The sequence below is a fragment of the Streptomyces sp. UF-297 genome, assembly GCF_058245575.1.
Map to the genome: position 1 here is coordinate 12,660 of NZ_JBSIBZ010000088.1, position 20,011 is coordinate 32,670.

Consider the following 20,011-nt stretch of genomic DNA (forward strand, 5'->3'; position numbering starts at 1 on the left):
CGCCCCTCACCGGCACAGCCGCGCGATCAGTTCCTCGCGGCAGGTCACCCCGGTCTTGCGGTAGATGGCCTTGAAGTGGTCGTTGACCGTATGCGGTGACAGGCCCAGTCGGCGGGCCACCTGCTTGGCGGGCAGGCCCTCCAGCGCCAGTTCCAGTACGCCGCGCTCGCGGGGCGTGATGCCGTACCAGGCGGCCACGGCGGGCAGCAACTGGTCGGCGGTGGCGGGCTGTACGGTGACGGCCACCTCGTCCGACGCCCCGCCGCCCAGCAGTTGGCCGCGCACCGCGATCCAGCCCGCGGTGGTCGGGATGAGGGTCTGCGCCGGGAACGGGCAGTGCCGCGCGACATAGGTGGTGTGCCACACCACCACGGCCAGGTCGTCCTCGGGCACCTGGAGGTTGGGCACACAGGCGTGCAGCCAGTCGCGGCCCGTCGGCGTCGCCGCCCTGATCCTGTTGTCGCCGCCGAAGATGACCACGCCCGGCTCCGGCGCCCCGCGCAGCGCGGACATCGGCAGCTGTCGTACGAAGCGCTTGACGGCGGCGACCAGAGCGGGCACCAGGAGCTGTGCGTGCATGGCGTCGCCGGGCGAGAACGAGGGGCGGCCGCGCTCGCGCAGCAGGAGCATCGTGCCCCACATGACGCCGTCCATCACCAGCGCGATGCGCAGTTCGCTGCCGAAGCCCTGCGGGACCATGATGTCGTGCAGTCGCGGGCTGCGCCGCTCCTCGGGCGCGCCGCAGCCCAGCACACCGACCCGGGACGGGCCGCGCACCAGCTGCGAGAACGGGTGCAGATCACGGCCGTTGGCCTCGTCGTCCAGCAGCCGGGGCAGCGACTGTCTGTGGTAGCCGTGCTCCCGGGCCAGGAAGCAGCCCATGCGTGAGACGGGGTCGTGGCCGGAGAGCATATAGCCGTCGTGCGGGACCAGCCGCCCGATCTGGCGGGAGACCTCATGGCCCAGCTCGGTCACGGTGGTGGCCTCTCCCGCCACTGCCGGAACCGTCCGGTGGACCGTCTCCACCTGCGGTGTCATGCACCGAGTATGCCCGTGGTCAACCCCCCGGTTCTCGGGATTTCTCACTCCGGGTGCACAAGCGATGCTCGTTGCGTAACCGGTCCACGGTGACAGCCGCCGACAGACGGCGACGCGGGGTACCGGACCGACAGGAAAGAACGGGAGTCAGTGATGCGACGTCGACTCACAGCGGCGGCCCTGGTGATGGGGCTCTCCGGCGCGGCAACCGGCATGACGGCGACGCCCGCCGGGGCGGCGGGGGACTTCGCGATCCGCAGCGGCCTGCACGGCATGTGCCTGGCCACCAACGGGGACAACGTGGAGGTGCAGAACTGCCGGGACATCGGCAGCCAGCAGTGGTTCTGGCAGGGCAGGACGCTGCGCAACCGCGCCGAACTGCACTGCCTGGACGTGCGCAACGGCGAGCCCAACGCGCCGGCCCAGGCGGTCGGCGACTGCCACGGCCAGGCCAACCAGCGCTGGGACTACGCCGACGAGCACCTGATCACGCAGGTCAACGGGCAGTGCCTGGCCATCCAGAACAACGGCGACCCCAGCGAGCACGCGGGCATCAACCTGCGCAACTGCGCCGGGGTGGCCTGGCAGGTCTGGAAGCTGCCGCCGCCCCCGGCCTGACGGTCCCTCAAGCAGCGGGTCCCGGCCCCCGCGGGGGTGGGTGCCGGGACCCGCACGGACCGCACACGGCCGGCCGCGCCGGGGACCGCCGGGCGCACCCGGCGCGGCCGGACAACGCCCCAGGGGTGACCGGGGCCTGGCGTCGAAGTCCCGCCCGGCGGACGACAGGGCCTACAGCCCCGCGAGATCCGCCAGCACCCGCGCCTCGTGGAGCACATCGGCGCCGTCGTCCGCCTCGTCGTGGTCGGCGCACCACAGTGCGGTCTCCACACAGCGCGCGGCGGCCCACGCCATCAGCCGCTGCGCGTCCTCGCCCACCGCCTCGGCCACCAGGGCGAACCGCTCGCGCAGGAGCGGCAGCGGGTCCTGGTGCACCTCGTCGTCGAAGGGGTCGTCGACCTGGGAGAGCAGCGGCCACGGGTCGTACCCCGGGTCGCCGACCATGGGCTTGGGGTCGATGGCCAGCCAGGGGCGGCGCTCGGCGGCCAGGACGTTGCCGGGGTTGAAGTCCCCGTGCACCACCACCTCGCGGGTGGCGGTGGCGGGCAGCTTGCGCAGCAGGTCCGCGCCGAGCGCGACCAGCCCGCGGTCGTAGCCGGGCCGCAGCCGGAGCATGCGCTCCTCGGTGATATCGGCCCACTCGGCGCACACGTCCGCGACCCGCTCCAGCTCGCCGTCGGGCGGCACCGGTGCGGCCCACAGCTGCGAGAGCAGTCCGGCGGCCAGCGACAGCCGCTCCTCGGGCGGCAGTCGGGCCGCGCCCAGCTCCGTACCGGGCGTGCAGCGCTCCACCAGGAGGGCGTAGCGCTCGCGGTCCTGGCGCAGCGCGCGTACGGCGCCGTTGCCGTCCCACACCCGCAGCCCGGTGCCCTCCCCGGCCGCCTCGCGGTGCGGCCAGGTCACCTTCAGCACCGCGGTCCGGCCGTCGGGGAGTTCGGCGGGCGCCACCCACGAGCAGCTGCCGCCGTGGATCGGCGCCCCGAGCCGCAGCTCCCACTCCTGCTGTACGTCGCGCAGCAGCGCGGGCAGGCGGTCCAGCCAGGCGCGGCCGGAGGGGGTCTTCCCCATGTGGGCGACGACGGGGAGAGCGGGCGGGACGAGGGGGTCGGGGAGCGGGGTGGTGTGGGCCATTCGTGCAGCGTAGGCGCTTTGCGGGAGCGGTCGGCCGACTGCGGGCCGATTGCGGCTGGTCGCGCAGTTCCCCGCTGACGGGGGCGCGGGCCCGGGCCGCTGTCCGGGCGATATCGGTCGCTGGGTGTCTGAAAGCGGCACGAATTATCAATCAATTGAGCAATTCGGCTGATATCTGTCAGGCGTGAACGTCTATCGACGGTACGGAGCAGTCGCGCTGCTCGTCGCGCTGGCTGTGGGGTGCGGTACCGAGCGGCACCTTCCGCAGCAGGCCTCGCCGGGCGGCCGCCACCAGGGCGCCGCCGGGTCCGTGGCCCGGCCCGCCACGGCGTCCAAGGCCCGTGCCCCGCGGCCCTTCACCCTCGTCGCCTCCGGGGACGTCATCGCCTCCTATCCCTCCGTCCTGCGCACCGCCCGGCGTGACGCCGGTGGGACCGGATACGACTTCCGGCGCATTCTGGCCGGGGTGAAGAGCGTCATCGCGCCCGCCGACCTGGCGATCTGTCACCTGGAGACGCCGCTGGGCGGGCCCGGCGGCCCGTTCACCGGCTATCCGCTGTTCAAGGCGCCGCCCCAGCTGGTCACCGCGCTGAAGGCCACCGGCTACGACTCCTGCTCCACCGCCTCCAACCACACCCTGGACGACGGCGCGGCGGGTGTGCGCCGCACCCTGGACGCCATGGACCGGGCCGGGCTGCGCCATGTCGGCTCGGCCCGCAGCGCCGCCGAGGCCGCCGGGCCCGCGCTGCTCCAGGCCCCCGGCGGTGCCCGGGTCGCCCAGCTCGCCTACACCTACGGCACCAACGGCACCCCGCTCCCGGCGGGCAAGCCGTTCAGCGTCAACCTCCTGGACGCCCGGCGGATCATCCACGACGCCCGCGCCGCGCGCCGGGCCGGCGCCGACATCGTGGTGGTCAGCCCGCACTGGGGCACGGAGTACCGGACGGAGCCGGACGCCCAGCAGCTCGCCCTCGCCCGCGCCCTCACCGCCTCCCGGACCGCGGGCCGCCCCGACATCGACCTGATCATCGGGACCCACGCGCACACCCCGCAGCCGTACGAGAAGGTCAACGGCACCTGGGTCGTGTACGGCATGGGCGACCAGATCGCCGGGATCATGGAGAGCCCGCGCGGCAACTGGGGCAGCATCGCCCGCTTCCGTTTCGTGCCGCCCAAGAAGGCGGGCGGGCGCTGGGAGGTGGCCCGCGCCGAGTTCGTACCGCAGCTCTGCGACCACGGCCCGCCGCTGCGCATGGTCAACCTCGCCGCCACACCCCGCTTCGCGGGCGTGCGCGAGGCGATCCGCCGGGCCGTGCTCAGCCGGGGAGCTGCCGCTGCCGGGCTGAGAATGGGCAGGTGAGAGCGGCCCCGGGGCCGGGCGGCGGCGCGGTGTGGAACCCTTGAGTGCCCCGCCGCGCGCCGCTTTCCGAGCCGGGCCGGCGGGTTTCCACAAGCCCGAAGACGAGACAGACCAGAAACCAGAAAGGGGCGTACCGGCGGTGACCGAGAGTGCGGCCGTACGGTCCCGCAATCCGCGCGGACAGGGCGAGCGGCTGCGGGAGGAGCTCCTGAGCGCCACCGAGCGGCTGCTCGAAGAGGTCGGCAGCGAGGACGCCCTGTCGCTGCGGGCGGTGGCCCGCGAGGCGGGCGTCGCGGCGCCCAGCATCTACCGGCACTTCGCGGACAAGACCGAGCTGGTGTGGGCGACGCTGGAGATCACCTACGAGCGGCTGGCCCAAGCCATGGCCGAGGCGCGCGCCGAGGTGGACGAGAGCGATCCGCACGAGCGGCTGCGGGCCCAGCTGCGTGCCTATTGCCGTTATGCCGTCGACCACCCCGCCAAGTACCGCCTGCTGTACGAGACCCGGCAGACCCCGGTGGACAACGAGCGGCTGGCCGGGCACCCGGCGGCGGCGCTGGTGCGCGCCCTGCACACGGCGCTCGCAGCGTGCGAGGCGGCGGGCTGGCGGGTGCGCGGCGCGCGCGAGGAGGCGCCGTACGTGCTGTGGTCGGCGGTGCACGGGCGGGTCATGCTCTGGCAGGTGATGCCCAGCCGTAAGGACAGCAGGCGGCTCTACCGCTTCGTGGACGAGATCCTGGGGCTGTTGCTGGAGCGCTGAGTCAGCGGCCCCCGGGGGGGGGGGGGGGGGGGGGGGGGGGGGGGGGTGACGGACCGTCCGTCACCCACCCCCGTCTCTTTGCCCACGCATTACAGATGTAAGTTTACGAGTGTTAGGCGAACGTTCGACTCATGGCGCACGCCCCCTGCCGGCGTGCTCGCAAGGAGCGGCATGACACTCCCCACCACCTCTCTCGCCCCCCTGCCGACGGACCCGCCCGCCGGCTGCCCCTTCGACCCGCCCGCCGAGTTCGGCCGGCTGCGCACCGAAGAGCCCGTCACCAAGATCTCGCTGCCGGACGGGAGCCGGGCCTGGCTCGTCACCCGCTACGCCGACATCCGCGCCGTCCTCGGCGATGTCCGCTTCAGCTCCGACACCACCCGCCCCGGCTACCCCAGCAGCGGCATGACCGGCGGCGCCACCACCGAACACCGCGGCTTCATCCGCATGGACCCGCCCGAGCACACCCGGCTGCGCCGCATGGTGACCCGCGAGTTCATGGTCAAGCGGGTGGAGGCGCTGCGCCCCGAGATCCAGCGGATCACCGACGAGCTGTGCGACGCGATGGAGCGCGAGCACGGCGAGGGCGGCGCGGTGGACCTGGTGGAGGCGCTCGCGCTGCCCGTACCCTCCCTCGTCATCAGCCTCCTGCTGGGCGTCCCCTACGAGGACCACGAGCTCTTCCAGAAGCTCACCGGCACCCTGCTCGCCCGCGAGGTCCCGCACCAGGAGCGCGAGGCGGCCCGCGCCGAACTGCGCGGCTACCTCGGCGAGTTGGTGGCCGCCAAGGACGCCGCCCCCGGCGACGACATCCTCAGCCGCCTGATCACCGAGCAGGAGCGGCCCGGCGAGATCAGCCGCGCCGATGTCGTCGCCTTCGCCGGGCTGCTGCTCATCGCGGGGCACGAGACCACCGCCAACATGATCGGCCTGAGCGCCCTGACCCTGATGCGCGATACGGACTCCGCCGAGCGGCTGCGCAAGGACCCCACCCTGCTGCGCGGCGCCGTCGAGGAACTCCTGCGCTTCCACAGCATCATCCGCAACGGACCGCGCCGCGTCGCCACCGAGGACATCGAGATCGGCGGACAGCCGATCCAGGCCGGTGAGGGCGTCGTGGTCGCCGTCCCCTCCGCCAACCGCGACGAGGAGGTCTTCCCCGACGCCGACCGCCTGGACGTCGCCCGCCCCAACGCCCAGCACCACGTCGCCTTCGGCTACGGCATCCACCAGTGCCTGGGCCAGGCCCTGGCGCGCGTCGAACTCCAGGTCGTCATCGGCACCCTGCTGCGCCGCTTCCCCGGCCTGCGCCCCGCCGTCCCCGTCGAGCAGATCCCCTTCCGCGGCGACATGGCCATCTACGGCTGCCACGCGCTGCCCGTCACCTGGTAACACCCCCGACCCCCACCACTGGAGCCCCCTGCCATGAAGATCACCCTTGACGCCGACAAGTGCTGCGCCGCCGGACAGTGCGTGCTGATCGCCCCCGAGGTCTTCGACCAGCGCGACGAGGACGGCATCGTCGAGCTCCTGGACGCCGCCCCGCCCGCGGAGCAGCACGACGCGGTCCGCGAGGCCGCCGCCATCTGCCCGGCCGCCGTCATCCTGGTGCACGAGTGAGCGCCACGTCCTCGCGACCGGCGCGCATCGCCGTCGTCGGCGCCTCGGCGGCCGGGCTCGCCGCCGCCGAGGCGCTGCGCCGGGGCGGCTGGACGGGCGCGCTGACCCTCGTCGGCGACGAACCCCACCTCCCCTACGACCGGCCGCCGCTGTCCAAGCAACTCCTGTGCGGCGACTGGGAACCGGACCGGCTGGCCCTGCGCGGCAGCGAACAGCTCGACGCGCTGGAGGCCGAGCTGCGCCTGGGCGTACGGGCCACCGGCCTTCGGACGGCGAGCACCGGGCACACCGTCGTCCTCGCCGACGGCACCCGCCTGGACTGCGACGGTGTGATCGTGGCCACCGGTGTACGGGCCCGCACCCTGACCGCGGCGCAGGGCGTGTCCGGCGTGCACACCCTGCGCACCCTCGACGACGCCCTGGCCCTGCGCGCGCGCCTGTCCGGCCCCGCCATCCGGGTCGCGGTCCTCGGCAACGGCGTCCTGGGCTGCGAAACGGCAGCCGTGGCACGGGAGTTGGGGCACGAGGTCACCCTCGTCGGCCGCGACCCGCTGCCGATGGCCCGTACGGTGGGCCGCGAGGTCGCCGAACTGCTCGCGGACGAGCACCGCGCGCACGGCGTACGCCTGCTTACCGGCACCGTCCAGGACCTGGACACCGAGGACGGCCGGCTCACCGGCCTGCGCCTGGCCGACGGCACCCGCATCCCGGCCGACGTGGCCCTCGTCGCCATCGGCTCCGAGCCCGCCGTCGACTGGCTGCGCGCCACCCCCGGCCTGGACACCACCGACGGCCTGCGCTGCGACGCGTACTGCGCCGCCGCCCCCGGCATCTACGCCGCGGGCGACGTCGCCCGCTGGCACCACCCCGTCCACGGCCGCGAGCTGCGCGTGGAGCACCGGATGAACGCCACCGAGCAGGGCATGGCCGCCGCCCGCAACCTCCTGGCCGAGCTCGGCCCCACGGGGGCGCCCCCGCGCCGCCCCTTCGCGCCCGTGCCCTACTTCTGGTCCGACCAGTACGGGCTGAAGATCCAGGCGTACGGGGTCCTGGCCGGCGCCGACCGCGTGGAGACGGCCGTCCTGGACAAGGAGGAGCGGCGCATGGCCGCCCTGTACGGCAGCGGCGGCCTGGCCTGCGGCGTCCTGGCCATCGGGCTGCCGCCGCGCCGGGTCCGCGCCCTGCGGGCCACCATCGCCACCCCCGTCCCCTGGGAGGAGGCACGCGAAAAGGTCCTCGTGGACGCGGCCGTCTGACCGTGCCCGATCATGGGGGGTATGACCGACTCGTACGTACGGGTGCGCGGCGCCCGTGAGCACAACCTCCGCGGAATCGATGTGGACATCCCGAGGGACACCATCACGGTGTTCACCGGGGTGTCCGGATCGGGCAAGTCCTCCCTGGCTTTCGGCACCCTCTACGCCGAGGCCCAGCGCCGCTACTTCGAGTCGGTCGCCCCCTATGCCCGCCGCCTCATCCACCAGGTCGGTGCCCCCAAGGTCGAGGACATCACCGGGCTGCCGCCCGCCGTCGCCCTGGAACAGCGCCGCTCCGCCCCCACCTCGCGCTCCTCCGTCGGCACCGTCACCACCCTGTCCAACACCCTGCGGATGCTCTTCTCCCGCGCCGGTGACTACCCCGCGGGCGCCGATCGCCTGGACTCCGACGCCTTCTCGCCCAACACCGCGGCGGGCGCCTGCCCCGAGTGCCACGGCCTGGGCCGCGTGCACCGCGTCACCGAGCAGTCCCTGGTCCCCGACCCCTCCCTGTCCATCCGCGACGGCGCCATCGCCGCCTGGCCCGGCGCCTGGCAGGGCAAGAACCTCCGCGACATCCTCGCCACCCTCGGCCACGACATCGACCGGCCCTGGCAGGAGCTGCCCGCGGCCGACCGCGAGTGGATCCTGTTCACCGACGAACAGCCGGTGGTCACCGTCCACCCCGTCCGCGAGGCCGGCCGTATCCAACGCCCCTACAAGGGCCAGTACATGAGCGCCCGGCGCTATGTGCTGCACACCTACTCCGACTCCAAGAGCGAGACGCTGCGGGCCCGGGTGCGCCGCTTCATGGTCGCCGCCGACTGCCCGGTGTGCCAGGGGCGGCGGCTGCGCGCCGAGGCGCTCGCCGTGACCTTCGCCGGGCACGACATCGCCCACCTCGCGGCCCTCCCGCTGTCCGCCCTGGCCGCTGTCCTGCGGCCCACCGCCGAGGCCGGGGACGAAGGGGTGGCCGCCACGCTCGCCCGCGACCTGCTCGCCCGTATCGAGGTGCTGACCGAACTGGGCCTGGGCTACCTGAGCATGGACCGGGCCGCGCCCACCCTCTCGGCGGGCGAACTCCAGCGGCTGCGCCTGGCCACCCAGCTGCGCTCGGGCCTCTTCGGCGTCGTCTACGTCCTGGACGAGCCCTCGGCCGGGCTGCACCCCGCCGACACCGAAGCGCTGCTCACGGTCCTCGGCCGCCTCAAGGAGGGCGGCAACACGCTGTTCGTCGTCGAGCACGACATGGACGTGGTGCGCCGCGCCGACTGGATCGTGGACGTCGGCCCCCGGGCGGGGGAGCACGGCGGCCGGGTGCTGCACAGCGGCCCGGTGGCGGGCCTGGCCGACGTCGCCGAGTCCGCCACCCGCCGCTTCGTCTTCGACACCGCGGCGGCCGATGAGCGCGTCCCGCGCGAGCCCACCGGGTGGCTGACCCTGACCGGTGTGCGGTGCCACAACCTGCAGGACCTGGACGCCGCCTTCCCCCTCGGCGTCTTCACCGCGGTCACCGGCGTCTCGGGCTCGGGCAAGTCCACCCTGGTCACCCGCGTCCTGGCCGACGCGGTCACCGCTCACTTGGGCGACGCAGCCGATGCAGCCGCCGCGTCCGCCGCGCCCGAGGAGGAGGACGGCGACCGCACGCAGGAGGACCTGCCCGCGGCCCAACTGGCCGACGCCAAGGGCCTGGAGGCCGTCGACCGGCTCGTACGCGTCGACCAGAAGCCCATCGGCCGCACCCCGCGCTCCAACCTCGCCACCTACACCGGCCTGTTCGACGCCGTACGCAAGGTCTTCGCGGCCACCGACGAGGCCCGCGCCCGCGGCTACACCGCCGGCCGGTTCTCCTTCAACGTCGCCTCCGGCCGCTGCCCCACCTGCCAGGGCGAGGGTTTCGTCGCCGTCGAACTCCTCTTCCTGCCCGGCACCTACGCCCCCTGCGCCGACTGCCACGGCGCCCGCTACAACCCCGAGACCCTCCAGGTCACCTACCGGGACCGGACCGTCGCCGACGTCCTGGCGATGACCGTCGACGACGCGGCCGACTTCTTCTGCGATGTCCCGGCCGCCGCCCGCAGCCTGCGCACCCTGAAGGAGGTGGGCCTGGGCTACCTGCGGCTGGGGCAGCCCGCCACCGAGCTGTCCGGCGGCGAGGCCCAGCGCATCAAGCTGGCCACCGAACTCCAGCGCGCCCGCCGCGGCCACACCCTGTATCTGCTGGACGAGCCCACCACCGGACTGCACCCCGCCGACACCGAGGTCCTGCTGCGCCAGCTGCACGGACTGGTCGAGGCGGGCAACACCGTCGTGGTCGTCGAGCACGACATGACGGTGGTCGCCGGCGCCGACCACGTCATCGACCTGGGGCCCGGCGGGGGAGCGCAGGGCGGCCGGATCATGGCCGCGGGCCCGCCCGCCGAAGTGGCCTGTTCGAAGGAGAGCCGCACGGCGGGCTATCTCGCACGCAGGAGGGCCGGGACGGGCGCGGCCTGACGGTCGGTTAATGTACGCAGGTCGTCAAGGAGACGGCACCGCGTCCAGCGCGACACAGCAGCAACCGAGCACCGATAAAGGGGCACCTCTCGTGGCAGACATAGAGACGGCCAAGGCGGCATTCGAACGGTTCGACGTGAACGGGGACGGCCTGGTCACCGCCGACGAGTTCAAGCGGGCCATGGCCGAGATGGGCGACCCGTACGTGACCGGCCCGGTCGCCGAGGCCGTCATCAAGTCCAAGGACACCAACAACGACGGACTGCTGTCCTTCGACGAGTTCTGGACCGCCCTGCAGAAGGCCTGAGCCCGGCCGCCTCCTTCACCTCCGGCCGCCCGCGGACAGACGCGCAGGCGGCCGGAGGGCGGTTGCGGACCGGCGGGCGGTGCCTCAGCGGGCCGTGCCCACCGGCGGCGGGGCGGCACCCTCGCCGGTGCCCCAGCCGGACGGCCGCCCGCCCACGGAGAAGGCCAGCTCGCCGCCCGCCCGGATGTCACGGGTGCGCAGATACGTATGGTCCTGCGCGGCGCCGTCCAGGCGTACCGACTGGATGTAGCGGCGCGCTTGGGACGTGCCCGGCGCCGTGATCGTGAACTGCCCCTCGGGGAAGTAGCGGCGGTCCAGCCGCAGATCCACCCGGTCGAAGACCGGGGTGCTCAGCCCCCAGGTGTCGGTGCCCGGCTGCACGGGGAACAGGCCGATCGAGGACAGCACCATCCACGCCGACATCGTGCCCAGATCGTCGTTCCCGGTCATGCCGGTGGGCGCGTCGGTGAACAGGGTCAGCGCCGCGTGCACCACATCCGTGGTCTTCCACGGCCGGCCGGTGGAGAGATAGGTGTAGGGCGCGATGAGGTCGGGCTCGTTCTGCGGGTTGTACTTGTCGGCGTTGTAGTAGTCGTACGGGCCGTTGACCCACACCTCGCGGGCCGTCTTCTCCGGGTCCTTCAGCAGCTGTTCGTACGCGAAGAACGAGTCCAGCCGTTGGTCCGCCGCGGCCTTCCCGCCGATCAGCGAGATCATCCCGGGCAGGTCCTGCGGCACCAGCCACTGGTACTGCCAGGCCGTGCCCTCGTGGAAGCCCTCGCTCTTGGCCGGGTCGGCGGGGCCGGTGAAGGCGCCCGAGGCGTCCCTGGCCCGGAAGAAGCCGGTGGAGGCGTCGAAGAGGGCGCGGTAGTTCTGCGCGCGGGCGGCATAGCGCCGGGCGTCGGCCTCATGGCCCAGGTCGCGGGCCATCTGGGCGAGCATCGCGTCGGAGACGGCGTACTCCAGGGTGGCCGAGGCGCCGTAGTGGAAGTCGGAGTCGCCGGGCTTGGGCGAGGGGCGTTTCTTGTCGTAGGGCACGTAACCGCCGTGCAGATAGGGGGTGTTGCCGTCGCGGCCGACCGCGGGGGAGGCGGCGGGCGGCACGCCGTCGGCGTTCTTCTTCAGCGCCGCGTACGCCTCCTGTTCGTGGCCCTTGAGCAGCCCCTGCCGGTAGGCGTTGGTCAGGAACGGGGTGACCGGGTCGCCGGTCATCACATTCGTCTCGACCGTGCCCATGCCCCACTTGGGCAGCCAGCCGCTGTCCTTGTCGATGCGCAGCACCGACAGCGCCATGTCGCGGGACTCGTGCGGCGCGAGCAGCGCCAGCAGCTGCGCCTGGGTGCGGTAGGTGTCCCACAGCGACCAGTTCTGGTAGTACGTGAACCCCCTGGCGTGGTGGATCTTGCGGTCCCAGCCGGTGTAGCGGCCGTCCACGTCCTCGCCGGTGTTGGGCGCGAGGAAGGCGCGGTAGAGCGAGGAGTAGAAGGTGCGGCGCAGGGCGCGGTCGCCGCCGCGTACCTGTACGAGGCCCAGCCGCTTCTCCCAGGCCTGGTCGGCGGCGCGGCGGGCGCCGTCGAAGGAGATGCCGCCCTCGGCGCGCAGATTGCGCTCGGCGCCGGCCGCGTCCACCCACGACAGCGCGGTGGTCGCCTCGACCGTGCGGTGCTTGCGGGTGTCGAAGCGGGCGTAGGCGCCGTTGCGGCCGTCGGAGGTGGAGGTGGTGGAGCCCGGTGTGACCGTGCCGCCCTTCCAGGTGCCGAAGGAGTCGAAGGGCCGGTCGAAGCGGGTGGTCGTGTAGAGGGTGTAGGGCTGGGAGTCCCAGCAGAAGCCGCGCCCGGTGATGGCGGTGCGTATGGTGCGCGCATCGAGGATCTCCACCCGGGTGGAGACGGTCTTCTTGTGCAGCGACTGGCCCGAGTTGAGCAGGACGTTGGCCTTGTCGGTGGCGGGGAAGGTGAAGCGCTGCTTGCCGGTGCGGGTGGTGGCGGTCAGTTCGGCGAGGATGCCGCCGTAGTCCTTCAGGCGCACCCGGTAGTGGCCGGGGCGGGCCGTCTCCTCGTCGTGGCTGAACCGGGACGCGTACTTCGCGTGATCGGTCTGCGTGATCTCGCCGGTGGTCGGCAGCACCGGCAGATCGCCGCCCGCGTAGCAGCCGACGCCGGAGAGGTGGACGGAACTGAAGCCGCGGATGCGGTCGTGGGTGTAGTCGTAGCCGGAGAAGTGGCCGGTGTCGGGGGAGAGTTGGACCATGCCGAAGGGGACGGCGGCCCCGGGGAAGGTGTTGCCGTCGTTCTGGGTGCCGATGAAGGGGTTGACCAGATCGGTGAGCTTGCCGCCGTCGGCGCCGCGGTCCTGGCGCGGCCCGGCCTGCGAGGCGGGGGCGGCCACACCGCCGGTGATCAGCGCCGCGGCCAGGGCCGCGATGGCGGTACGTCTGATGATGGTGCGTCTGAGGTGTCGACCGTTGCCTGCCATGGAGCACGACCTCCTAGGACAACGTTGTCAGGTTCCGGTCATTTTTGACAGCGGCCCGGTGCCCGTCAAGAGGGCCTTGCGGGCAGGCGGTACGCACCGGCCATACGCGAGGGCGGTCCGCCGGCCCGGGTCGGCGGACCGCCCCTGGGGGCGTACGGTCACAGCCGCCCTTCGCGGTCCTCCAGCTCGTCGATCTCCCGCTCCGCCTTGGCCAGTTCGGAGCGCTTGTAGGAGTACGCGAAGTAGATGACCAGGCCGATCGCGAACCACACCGCGAAGCGCACCCAGGTCTGCCACGCCAGATAGGTGATCAGCCACAGCGAGGCCGCCACCCCGATCGTCGGCACCACCGGCATGCCCGGGCACTTGTACTGCCGCGGCAGGTCCGGCTGCTTGTAGCGCAGCACGATCACGGCCGTGCACACCACCGCGAAGGCCAGCAGGATGCCGATGTTGGTCAGCTCCGCCGCCTCGGCGATGTCCACGAAACCGGCGATCGCCGCGGACCCGAAGCCCACGATCCAGGTCACCCGGGTCGGCACATGGCGCGTGGGGTGCGTCTTGGCGAACCACTTCGGCAGCAGTCCGTCCCGGCTCATCGAGAACCAGACCCGGGTGACGCCCAGCATGAAGGTGAACATCACGGTCAGGATGCCGATGATGGCGCCGACGGCGATCACATCGGCGAACCCGCTCAGGCCCACCGACACGAACGCCGAGGAGAACCCGCTCTCCGGGTCGATGTCCTGGTAGTTCTGCATGCCCGTCAGCACCAGCGTGGCCAGCACGTACAGCACCATCGAGATCGCGAGGGAGTACAGGATCGCCTTGGGCATATGGCGCTGGGCGTCCTTGGACTCCTCGGCCGCGGTGCTCATCGCGTCGTACCCGAACACCGCGAAGAAGACCGTCGCGGCCCCGGTGAACGCGCCGCTGACGCCGAAGGGGAAGAACGGGGTGTAGTTGCCGGTCTTGATGTGGAAGAAGCCCACCCCGATCACCAGCAGCACCACCAGCACCTTCAGCCCGACCACGATCGTCTCGAAGCGCGCGGCGTTCTTGATGCCGAGGGTGAGCAGATACGCGATCAGCAGGCACAGCAGGGCGGCGAAGAGATTGACCTTGTGGCCCTCGCCGGTGCCCGGCGCGCCCAGCATCCAGGCGGGCAGATCACCGCCCATCTCCTCGACCAGGAAGGTGAAATAGCCCGAGATGCCGATGGCGACCACCGCCACGATCGCGGTGTACTCCAGCAGCAGATCCCAGCCGATGAACCAGCCCGCCAGCTCACCGAGGACCGCGTAGCCGTAGGTGTAGGCGGAGCCCGCCTTCGGGATGAGCCCGGCGAACTCCGCGTACGAATAGGCGGCCGCGGCACTGGCCACGCCCGCGATCAGGAAGGAGACCAGCACCGCCGGTCCGGCCTTGCCGTTGGCCACCGTGCCCGCGAGGCTGAAGATCCCCGCGCCGATGATGCCGCCGACGCCGATGGCGGTCAGCTGCCACAGCCCCAGTACGCGGTGGAGCTGTTCGCCCTTGCCGCCCTCCGAATCCTGGATGAGTTCGATCGGTTTGCGGCGCAGTACGCCCTGTCCAGCACGGAGCCCCATGGCCTGTCCTCTCCGTCGTTGGCCGACGGCGGATCATCATGGACCGTTACGGGCCGCGAAGGAAGCAGCCGCGTCGAGGGTCCGGCAGGTCGGTTGACAGGGACGGCGGCCCGGTCGATGGGGAGGGCGGCTCGGTTGACGGGGACGGCGGCGCGCCGGGCCGCCCGGCCTCTCCCGGCCCGATTCCGCGCTCGGTGGCGACGCGGTCTTGTGCGCGCTCGCGGATCGGTGGTCTCGTCTCGTAGACGGCGCCGGACGTACGGGCCTTGGGCTGCGTGCCCCGGCCCGCCACGAGAAGAGCGGAGGACGCCACGCCATGCCCACCCCGACCCTCGCGCCCTGGCAGCTGCGGGCCGCCTTCGCCCGCCGTCTCTCCGACCTCTACGGCCGCGAAGTGCCCGCCTACACCACCCTGTTGAAGGTGACCCGCGAGGTCAACGACCTGGTGGCCGCGCGGGACCCGGAGCGGGCCGCGCGGCTGGGCAGCCTGGAGCGGGTCTCGGCCGAGCGGCACGGCGCGATCCGCGTCGGCACCCCGCGCGAACTGCACGAGGTCGCGCGGGTCTTCGGAGCGATGGGCATGTACCCCGTCGGGTTCTACGACCTGCGGGACGCACCGGGCGGCCCCGTACCCGTCGTCTCCACCGCCTTCCGCCCCACCGACCCCGCCGAACTGGCCCGCAACCCCTTTCGCGTGTTCACCTCGCTCCTGGCCACCGGCGACGGCCGCTTCTTCGGCCCCGCGCTCCGCGCCCGCCTGGAGGCCTTCCTCGCCCGGCGCCGCCTCTTCCCGCCCGAGCTCCTGGACCTGGCCGACCGCGCCGAGCGCGAGGGCGGCCTGCCGGAGCCCGCCGCCGAGCGCTTCCTCACCCTCGCCGCCGCCTCCTTCGCGCTGTCCGCCGAGCCGGTCGACCGCGCCTGGTACGCCGAACTGGAACGCGTATCCGGCGTCGCGGCCGACATCGGCGGCGTCACCACCACCCACATCAACCACCTCACCCCGCGCGTCCTGGACATCGACGAGCTGTACCGCCGGATGGCCGCCGAAGGCATCGCCATGATCGATGAGATCCAGGGCCCGCCCCGCTGGGACGGCCCGGACGTGCTGCTGCGCCAGACCTCCTTCCGCGCCCTGGACGAACCGCGCTGCTTCCGCGAGCCGGACGGCACCCTGACCACCGGCGCGCTGCGGGTCCGCTTCGGCGAGGTCGAGGCCCGCGGCATCGCCCTGACCCGCTCGGGCCGCGCCCTGTACGACGACCTCGTGGCCCGTACCGACCAGCGGCTCGACCGGCCCGGCGCGCCCTCCCGCCAGGAGGCGGCCCGCGCGCTGTGGACCGGGCGCTTCCCCTCCAGCGAGCGCCAACTCGCCCTGTCCGGACACGCGTTCTTCACCTACGCCGCCGCCGAGGACCGCCCGCTGGACGGCCGCCGCCCGCCCGCGGATCCGGCCGCCCTGGTGGAGCAGGGCTGGCTGACCGCCACTCCGGTCGTCTACGAGGACTTCCTGCCCCGCTCGGCGGCCGGAATCTTCCACTCCAACCTCGCGGAGCGGGCGGCCGGGTCCGGCCGGGACGTGGTGCGGGAGGCTGCCGCCTATGACCGCGAGTGGCTGTCCGGGGCGGTCGGCCGCACCGTGCACGATCCCTTCGCCCTGTACGAGGCCGAGGAGCGGCGCTCCTTGGACCTGGCCCGTACCGCTCTTGGCCTGGGCCCTGCTGTCTGAGCGCTGCGCTGGATATGTCGGGTGTCGTCTGCGGGCGCGTTGTGGCTGGTCGCGTCCACGCGGCGGAGCCGCATAGCGACGCCGCCCCGCGCCCCTTTGGGGCGCGGCCGATCGCCGCCTTGTCAACAGCGGCTGGATCTCTGGCATTTCCCCCAGATTTTCGCCATCAGGATGGTGGCGCGCGGCGGCTCGGGTCGGTGGAAGACGGCCCGCGCTCCCCACCGGGGCGTCGCCGTGGGCAGCCCTGCGGGGAAAATTCCTGTCGGCGAAGGTCGGGTACTACCAGCGTGTTCGAGAACCAGCAGAACCAGCATCTGTCACGGCGCCGTCTGCTCGGACTGGCCGCCCTCAGCGGCGCCGCCGTCGCCGGAATGACTACGATTTCCGCCGCTCCGCGGGCCGCTGCCGCGGACAAGGGCAGTCGGCAGGCCGACAGCGGTTCGTTCGTACCGGCCGTGGTGATCGGTACGGGATACGGCGCCGCGGTCTCCGCGCTGCGGCTCGGCGAGGCCAACATCCCCACGCTCATGCTCGAAATGGGCCAGCTGTGGAACCAGCCCGCCGCCGACGGCAACGTCTTCTGCGAAATGCTCAAGCCCGACCGCCGCTCCAGCTGGTTCAAGTCGCGCACCGAGGCCCCGCTGGGCTCGTTCCTGTGGCTGGATGTGATCAACCGGGACATCGACCCGTACGCGGGCGTGCTGGACCGGGTGCACTTCGATCAGATGTCGGTGTACGTGGGGCGAGGGGTGGGCGGCGGCTCGCTGGTCAACGGCGGCATGGCCGTCGTGCCCAAGCGCTCGTACTTCGAGGAGGTCCTGCCGCGGGTGGACGCCGCCGAGATGTACGGGCGGTACTTCCCGCGCGCCAACTCCATGCTCAAGGTGAACCACATCGACAAGGGCTGGTTCGAGGAGACGGAGTGGTACAAGTTCGCGCGGGTCTCGCGCGAACAGGCAGGCAAGACGGGCCTGAAGACCACCTTCGTCCCCAACGTCTACGACTTCGGCCACATGCGGCGCGAGGCGGCCGGTGAGGCGCCCAAGTCCGCGCTGGCGGGCGAGGTCATCTACGGCAACAACCACGGCAAACAGAGCCTGGACAAGACCTACTTGGCCGCCGCGCTGGGCACCGGCAAGGTCACCATCGAGACCCTGCACCAGGTCAAGGCGATCCGTCAGCAGCTGGACGGCAGCTATGTGCTGTCCGTGGACCAGACCGACGCCGACGGCACAACCGTCGCCCGCAAGGAGATCGGCTGCCGTCATCTCTTCCTCGGCGCCGGCAGCCTCGGCTCCACCGAACTGCTGGTGCGCGCCCGGGACACCGGAACGCTGCCCGACCTCAACGCCGAGGTCGGCGCGGGCTGGGGCCCCAACGGCAACATCATGACCGGCCGGGCCAATCACGTCTGGAACCCCACCGGGGCCCACCAGTCCTCGATTCCCGCCCTGGGCATCGACGACTGGGACAACCCCGCCGCCCCGGTCTTCGCGGAGATCGCGCCGATGCCGGCCGGTGTGGAGACCTGGGTCAGCCTCTATCTGGCGATCACCAAGAACCCCGAGCGCGGCACCTTCGTCTACGACAAGGCCACCGACCGGGCCGCGCTGCGCTGGACCCGGGACCAGAACACGCCCGCGGTCGACGCCGCGAAGTTGCTCTTCGACCGGATCAACAAGGCCAACACGACGATGTACCGCTACGACCTGTTCGGCCCGCAGCTGAAGAACTTCTCCGACGACTTCAGCTACCACCCGCTCGGCGGCTGCGTCCTGGGCAAGGCCACCGACCTCTACGGCCGGGTCGCCGGTTACCGCAACCTCTATGTCACGGACGGCGCGCTCGTACCGGGGTCCATCGGCGTCAACCCCTTCGTGACCATTACGGCGCTGGCCGAGCGGAACATCGAGCGGATCGTCGCGGAGGACGTCCGGGCCGCGCGCTGATCCGCACCCCACGGTTCGCTGTTTCCGCTGTTTCCGCTGTTTCTGTCGTTTCTGCCGTTTCCGCTGTTCCGGGGCGGCGGGGGTTGACTCTTTGCTGTCTCGAAAGCGCTCGCACGGGTTCTAAGGATTTTCCGGTGGGGGGCGTGAGATCAAAGAGGGGGTGCGGCCCGTCGATCCGCACAGGGGTGTGTCTGCTGAACCCCGTCTGTCATCGCTGAAAGGTAATCCATGGAATCCTCCCGACGGCCGATCCTCTTTGTCAGCCTTCCGGAGAGCGGGCTGGCCAACCCGCTGCTCGTACTCGCCGAGGAACTCTCCCGACAGAATGTGCCGGATCTCTGGTTCGCCACCGATGAGCCGCGGCGCGAGGATGTGAAGAGGATCTCGGTGGGCTCTCCGGTGGAGTTCGCCTCGCTGGGGGAGGTCATCTCCGAGCTGTCGGCGGTGACCTGGGGCGATGACGTCTATCGGGAGATCACTCAGTCGTCGCGGTTCAAGGCGCATCGCGCGGTGATCAGGCAGTCGTTCGTGCCTGCCGCGCAGAAGGAGAAGTTCCAGAATCTCGCGGCCGTGGTCGACGAGGTCCAGCCCGCGTTGATGGTCATCGACTGCATCAGTGGGTTCGCGGTCGAGCTGGCCATTGCACGGAAGATTCCGTTCGTACTGAGCGTGCCGTTCGCGCCGAGCAATGTGCTGACGGCGTTCACGCCGTTCGGCAAGCGGTATACGCCGTGGGGCTTTCCCGTACCGCATACCGGACTTCCGCTGCGGATGTCGCCGGCGCAGCAGATCAGCAATCAGCTGTTCAAGTGGCGGACGCTGGGACTGTTCCTTTCGCCGAAGATGCGCAAGGTGGTCGCGGAGGACACGCAGCGGCGAAAGGCGCTCGGGCTGGGGCTGATGAGTCCGATGGCGCGGATCGAGGAAGCCGAGCTGGTGCTGTGCAATTCGATTGCCGAGCTGGACTATCCCCTTCGGATTCCTCAGAAGATGCGGCTGGTCGGGGCGATGGTGCCGCCGCTGCCGGAGGCACCGGACGACGAGGAGCTCTCGGCCTGGCTGGATGCCCAGTCGTCGGTGGTCTATGCGGGGTTCGGGACGATCACCCGTCTGACGCGGGATCAGGTCGCTTCGATGGTGGAGGTGGCCCGGCGCCTGGAGGGGCGGCATCAGGTGCTGTGGAAGCTGCCTTCGCAGCAGCAGCATCTGCTGCCGCCGAAGGAGTCGCTGCCGGGCAATCTGCGGATCGAGAGCTGGGTTCCTTCGCAGCTGGATGTGCTCGCCCACCCGAATGTGAAGGTGTTCTTCACGCATGCCGGTGGCAATGGCTACAACGAGGGCGCGTACTTCGGAAAGCCGCTGGTGGTACGGCCGTTGTGGGTGGACTGCTACGACCAGGCCGTGCGCGGCCGGGACTTCGGGATCAGTCTGACGCTCGACCGGCCGCGGGACATGGATGTCGACGATGTGGTCGACAAGCTGAACCGGGTGCTGGAGACCCCCTCTTTCCGTGCGAACGCCGAGCGGCTCGGCGCTCTGCAGCGGGCGGCGGGCGGGCGCACGGCCGCCGCCGATCTGATTCTCGGGCTGCCGGCGCTGGCGAAAGCGTAGGGGCGGGCGCGCTCGTGAGTACGTATGAGGCATGTGCACGTATGAGGAGGATGA

General features: G+C 71.8%; 15 protein-coding genes. 11 read left to right on the plus strand and 4 right to left on the minus strand.

Annotated elements, in window-relative coordinates:
• Positions 1 to 6: 6 nt before the first annotated feature.
• Positions 7 to 1,038: a helix-turn-helix transcriptional regulator gene (locus tag AC4IJH_RS35220; RefSeq protein WP_490856038.1), complete on the minus strand. Its 1,032-nt coding sequence runs from the start codon at positions 1,036 to 1,038 to the stop codon at positions 7 to 9.
• 153 nt (positions 1,039 to 1,191) lie between these two features.
• Between AC4IJH_RS35220 and AC4IJH_RS35225 the strand changes: the two genes are divergently transcribed.
• On the plus strand, positions 1,192 to 1,656 hold the full coding sequence (locus AC4IJH_RS35225; protein WP_490856039.1) for an RICIN domain-containing protein: 465 nt from the start codon (positions 1,192 to 1,194) through the stop codon (positions 1,654 to 1,656).
• 171 nt (positions 1,657 to 1,827) lie between these two features.
• On the opposite strand, the gene AC4IJH_RS35230 is transcribed toward AC4IJH_RS35225, so the two are convergent.
• Positions 1,828 to 2,787, minus strand: coding sequence for an aminoglycoside phosphotransferase family protein (locus AC4IJH_RS35230; protein ID WP_490856040.1), 960 nt, complete (start codon positions 2,785 to 2,787; stop codon positions 1,828 to 1,830).
• A gap of 184 nt (positions 2,788 to 2,971) precedes the next feature.
• Between AC4IJH_RS35230 and AC4IJH_RS35235 the strand changes: the two genes are divergently transcribed.
• From AC4IJH_RS35235 to AC4IJH_RS35265, 7 genes are all read left to right on the plus strand, one after another.
• On the plus strand, positions 2,972 to 4,147 hold the full coding sequence (locus AC4IJH_RS35235; protein ID WP_490856041.1) for a CapA family protein: 1,176 nt from the start codon (positions 2,972 to 2,974) through the stop codon (positions 4,145 to 4,147).
• Between the two features lie 139 nt (positions 4,148 to 4,286).
• A complete protein-coding gene (locus tag AC4IJH_RS35240; RefSeq protein ID WP_490856042.1) occupies positions 4,287 to 4,907 on the plus strand; it encodes a TetR/AcrR family transcriptional regulator in 621 nt (206 codons plus the stop codon).
• 171 nt (positions 4,908 to 5,078) lie between these two features.
• Complete coding sequence (locus tag AC4IJH_RS35245; protein ID WP_490856043.1) at positions 5,079 to 6,299, plus strand: cytochrome P450; 1,221 nt, start codon at positions 5,079 to 5,081, stop codon at positions 6,297 to 6,299.
• Positions 6,300 to 6,332: 33 nt separating this feature from the next.
• The gene (locus AC4IJH_RS35250) at positions 6,333 to 6,527 is read left to right on the plus strand and encodes a ferredoxin (RefSeq protein WP_490856044.1); all 195 of its coding nucleotides are present in this window, start codon (positions 6,333 to 6,335) and stop codon (positions 6,525 to 6,527) included.
• Complete coding sequence (locus tag AC4IJH_RS35255; RefSeq protein ID WP_490856045.1) at positions 6,524 to 7,783, plus strand: NAD(P)/FAD-dependent oxidoreductase; 1,260 nt, start codon at positions 6,524 to 6,526, stop codon at positions 7,781 to 7,783. The genes AC4IJH_RS35250 and AC4IJH_RS35255 overlap by 4 nt, the downstream gene beginning before the upstream one ends.
• A gap of 21 nt (positions 7,784 to 7,804) precedes the next feature.
• Positions 7,805 to 10,279, plus strand: a complete 2,475-nt coding sequence (gene uvrA, locus AC4IJH_RS35260) for an excinuclease ABC subunit UvrA (RefSeq protein ID WP_490856046.1) — start codon at positions 7,805 to 7,807, stop codon at positions 10,277 to 10,279.
• Between the two features lie 91 nt (positions 10,280 to 10,370).
• Positions 10,371 to 10,586, plus strand: a complete 216-nt coding sequence (locus AC4IJH_RS35265; protein WP_490856047.1) for an EF-hand domain-containing protein — start codon at positions 10,371 to 10,373, stop codon at positions 10,584 to 10,586.
• Positions 10,587 to 10,670: 84 nt separating this feature from the next.
• On the opposite strand, the gene AC4IJH_RS35270 is transcribed toward AC4IJH_RS35265, so the two are convergent.
• Both AC4IJH_RS35270 and AC4IJH_RS35275 read right to left on the minus strand, forming a co-directional pair.
• The gene (locus AC4IJH_RS35270; RefSeq protein ID WP_490856048.1) at positions 10,671 to 13,061 is read right to left on the minus strand and encodes a GH92 family glycosyl hydrolase; all 2,391 of its coding nucleotides are present in this window, start codon (positions 13,059 to 13,061) and stop codon (positions 10,671 to 10,673) included.
• A 158-nt stretch (positions 13,062 to 13,219) separates the two neighbouring features.
• Entirely contained in the window at positions 13,220 to 14,671 is a 1,452-nt protein-coding gene (locus tag AC4IJH_RS35275; RefSeq protein ID WP_490856049.1) for an amino acid permease, read from the minus strand.
• Between the two features lie 316 nt (positions 14,672 to 14,987).
• Between AC4IJH_RS35275 and hglS the strand changes: the two genes are divergently transcribed.
• The 3 genes from hglS to AC4IJH_RS35290 all read left to right on the plus strand — a co-directional run bounded on the left by hglS (position 14,988) and on the right by AC4IJH_RS35290 (position 19,957).
• Positions 14,988 to 16,397, plus strand: coding sequence for a 2-oxoadipate dioxygenase/decarboxylase (gene hglS / locus AC4IJH_RS35280; protein ID WP_490856050.1), 1,410 nt, complete (start codon positions 14,988 to 14,990; stop codon positions 16,395 to 16,397).
• Positions 16,398 to 16,684: 287 nt separating this feature from the next.
• A complete protein-coding gene (locus AC4IJH_RS35285) occupies positions 16,685 to 18,346 on the plus strand; it encodes a GMC oxidoreductase (RefSeq protein WP_490856051.1) in 1,662 nt (553 codons plus the stop codon).
• 228 nt (positions 18,347 to 18,574) lie between these two features.
• The gene (locus tag AC4IJH_RS35290; RefSeq protein ID WP_490856052.1) at positions 18,575 to 19,957 is read left to right on the plus strand and encodes a glycosyltransferase; all 1,383 of its coding nucleotides are present in this window, start codon (positions 18,575 to 18,577) and stop codon (positions 19,955 to 19,957) included.
• Positions 19,958 to 20,011 lie beyond the last annotated feature (54 nt).

What these genes read in the sequence shown, in the direction of transcription:
- AC4IJH_RS35220 (WP_490856038.1), bottom strand. Translation starts at nt 1,038, where the DNA reads ATGACACCGCAGGTGGAGACGGTCCACCGGACGGTTCCGGCAGTGGCG.
- AC4IJH_RS35225 (WP_490856039.1), top strand. Translation starts at nt 1,192, where the DNA reads ATGCGACGTCGACTCACAGCGGCGGCCCTGGTGATGGGGCTCTCCGGC.
- uvrA (WP_490856046.1), top strand. Translation starts at nt 7,805, where the DNA reads ATGACCGACTCGTACGTACGGGTGCGCGGCGCCCGTGAGCACAACCTC.
- AC4IJH_RS35245 (WP_490856043.1), top strand. Translation starts at nt 5,079, where the DNA reads ATGACACTCCCCACCACCTCTCTCGCCCCCCTGCCGACGGACCCGCCC.
- AC4IJH_RS35250 (WP_490856044.1), top strand. Translation starts at nt 6,333, where the DNA reads ATGAAGATCACCCTTGACGCCGACAAGTGCTGCGCCGCCGGACAGTGC.
- AC4IJH_RS35290 (WP_490856052.1), top strand. Translation starts at nt 18,575, where the DNA reads ATGGAATCCTCCCGACGGCCGATCCTCTTTGTCAGCCTTCCGGAGAGC.
- hglS (WP_490856050.1), top strand. Translation starts at nt 14,988, where the DNA reads ATGCCCACCCCGACCCTCGCGCCCTGGCAGCTGCGGGCCGCCTTCGCC.
- AC4IJH_RS35270 (WP_490856048.1), bottom strand. Translation starts at nt 13,061, where the DNA reads ATGGCAGGCAACGGTCGACACCTCAGACGCACCATCATCAGACGTACC.
- AC4IJH_RS35275 (WP_490856049.1), bottom strand. Translation starts at nt 14,671, where the DNA reads ATGGGGCTCCGTGCTGGACAGGGCGTACTGCGCCGCAAACCGATCGAA.
- AC4IJH_RS35230 (WP_490856040.1), bottom strand. Translation starts at nt 2,787, where the DNA reads ATGGCCCACACCACCCCGCTCCCCGACCCCCTCGTCCCGCCCGCTCTC.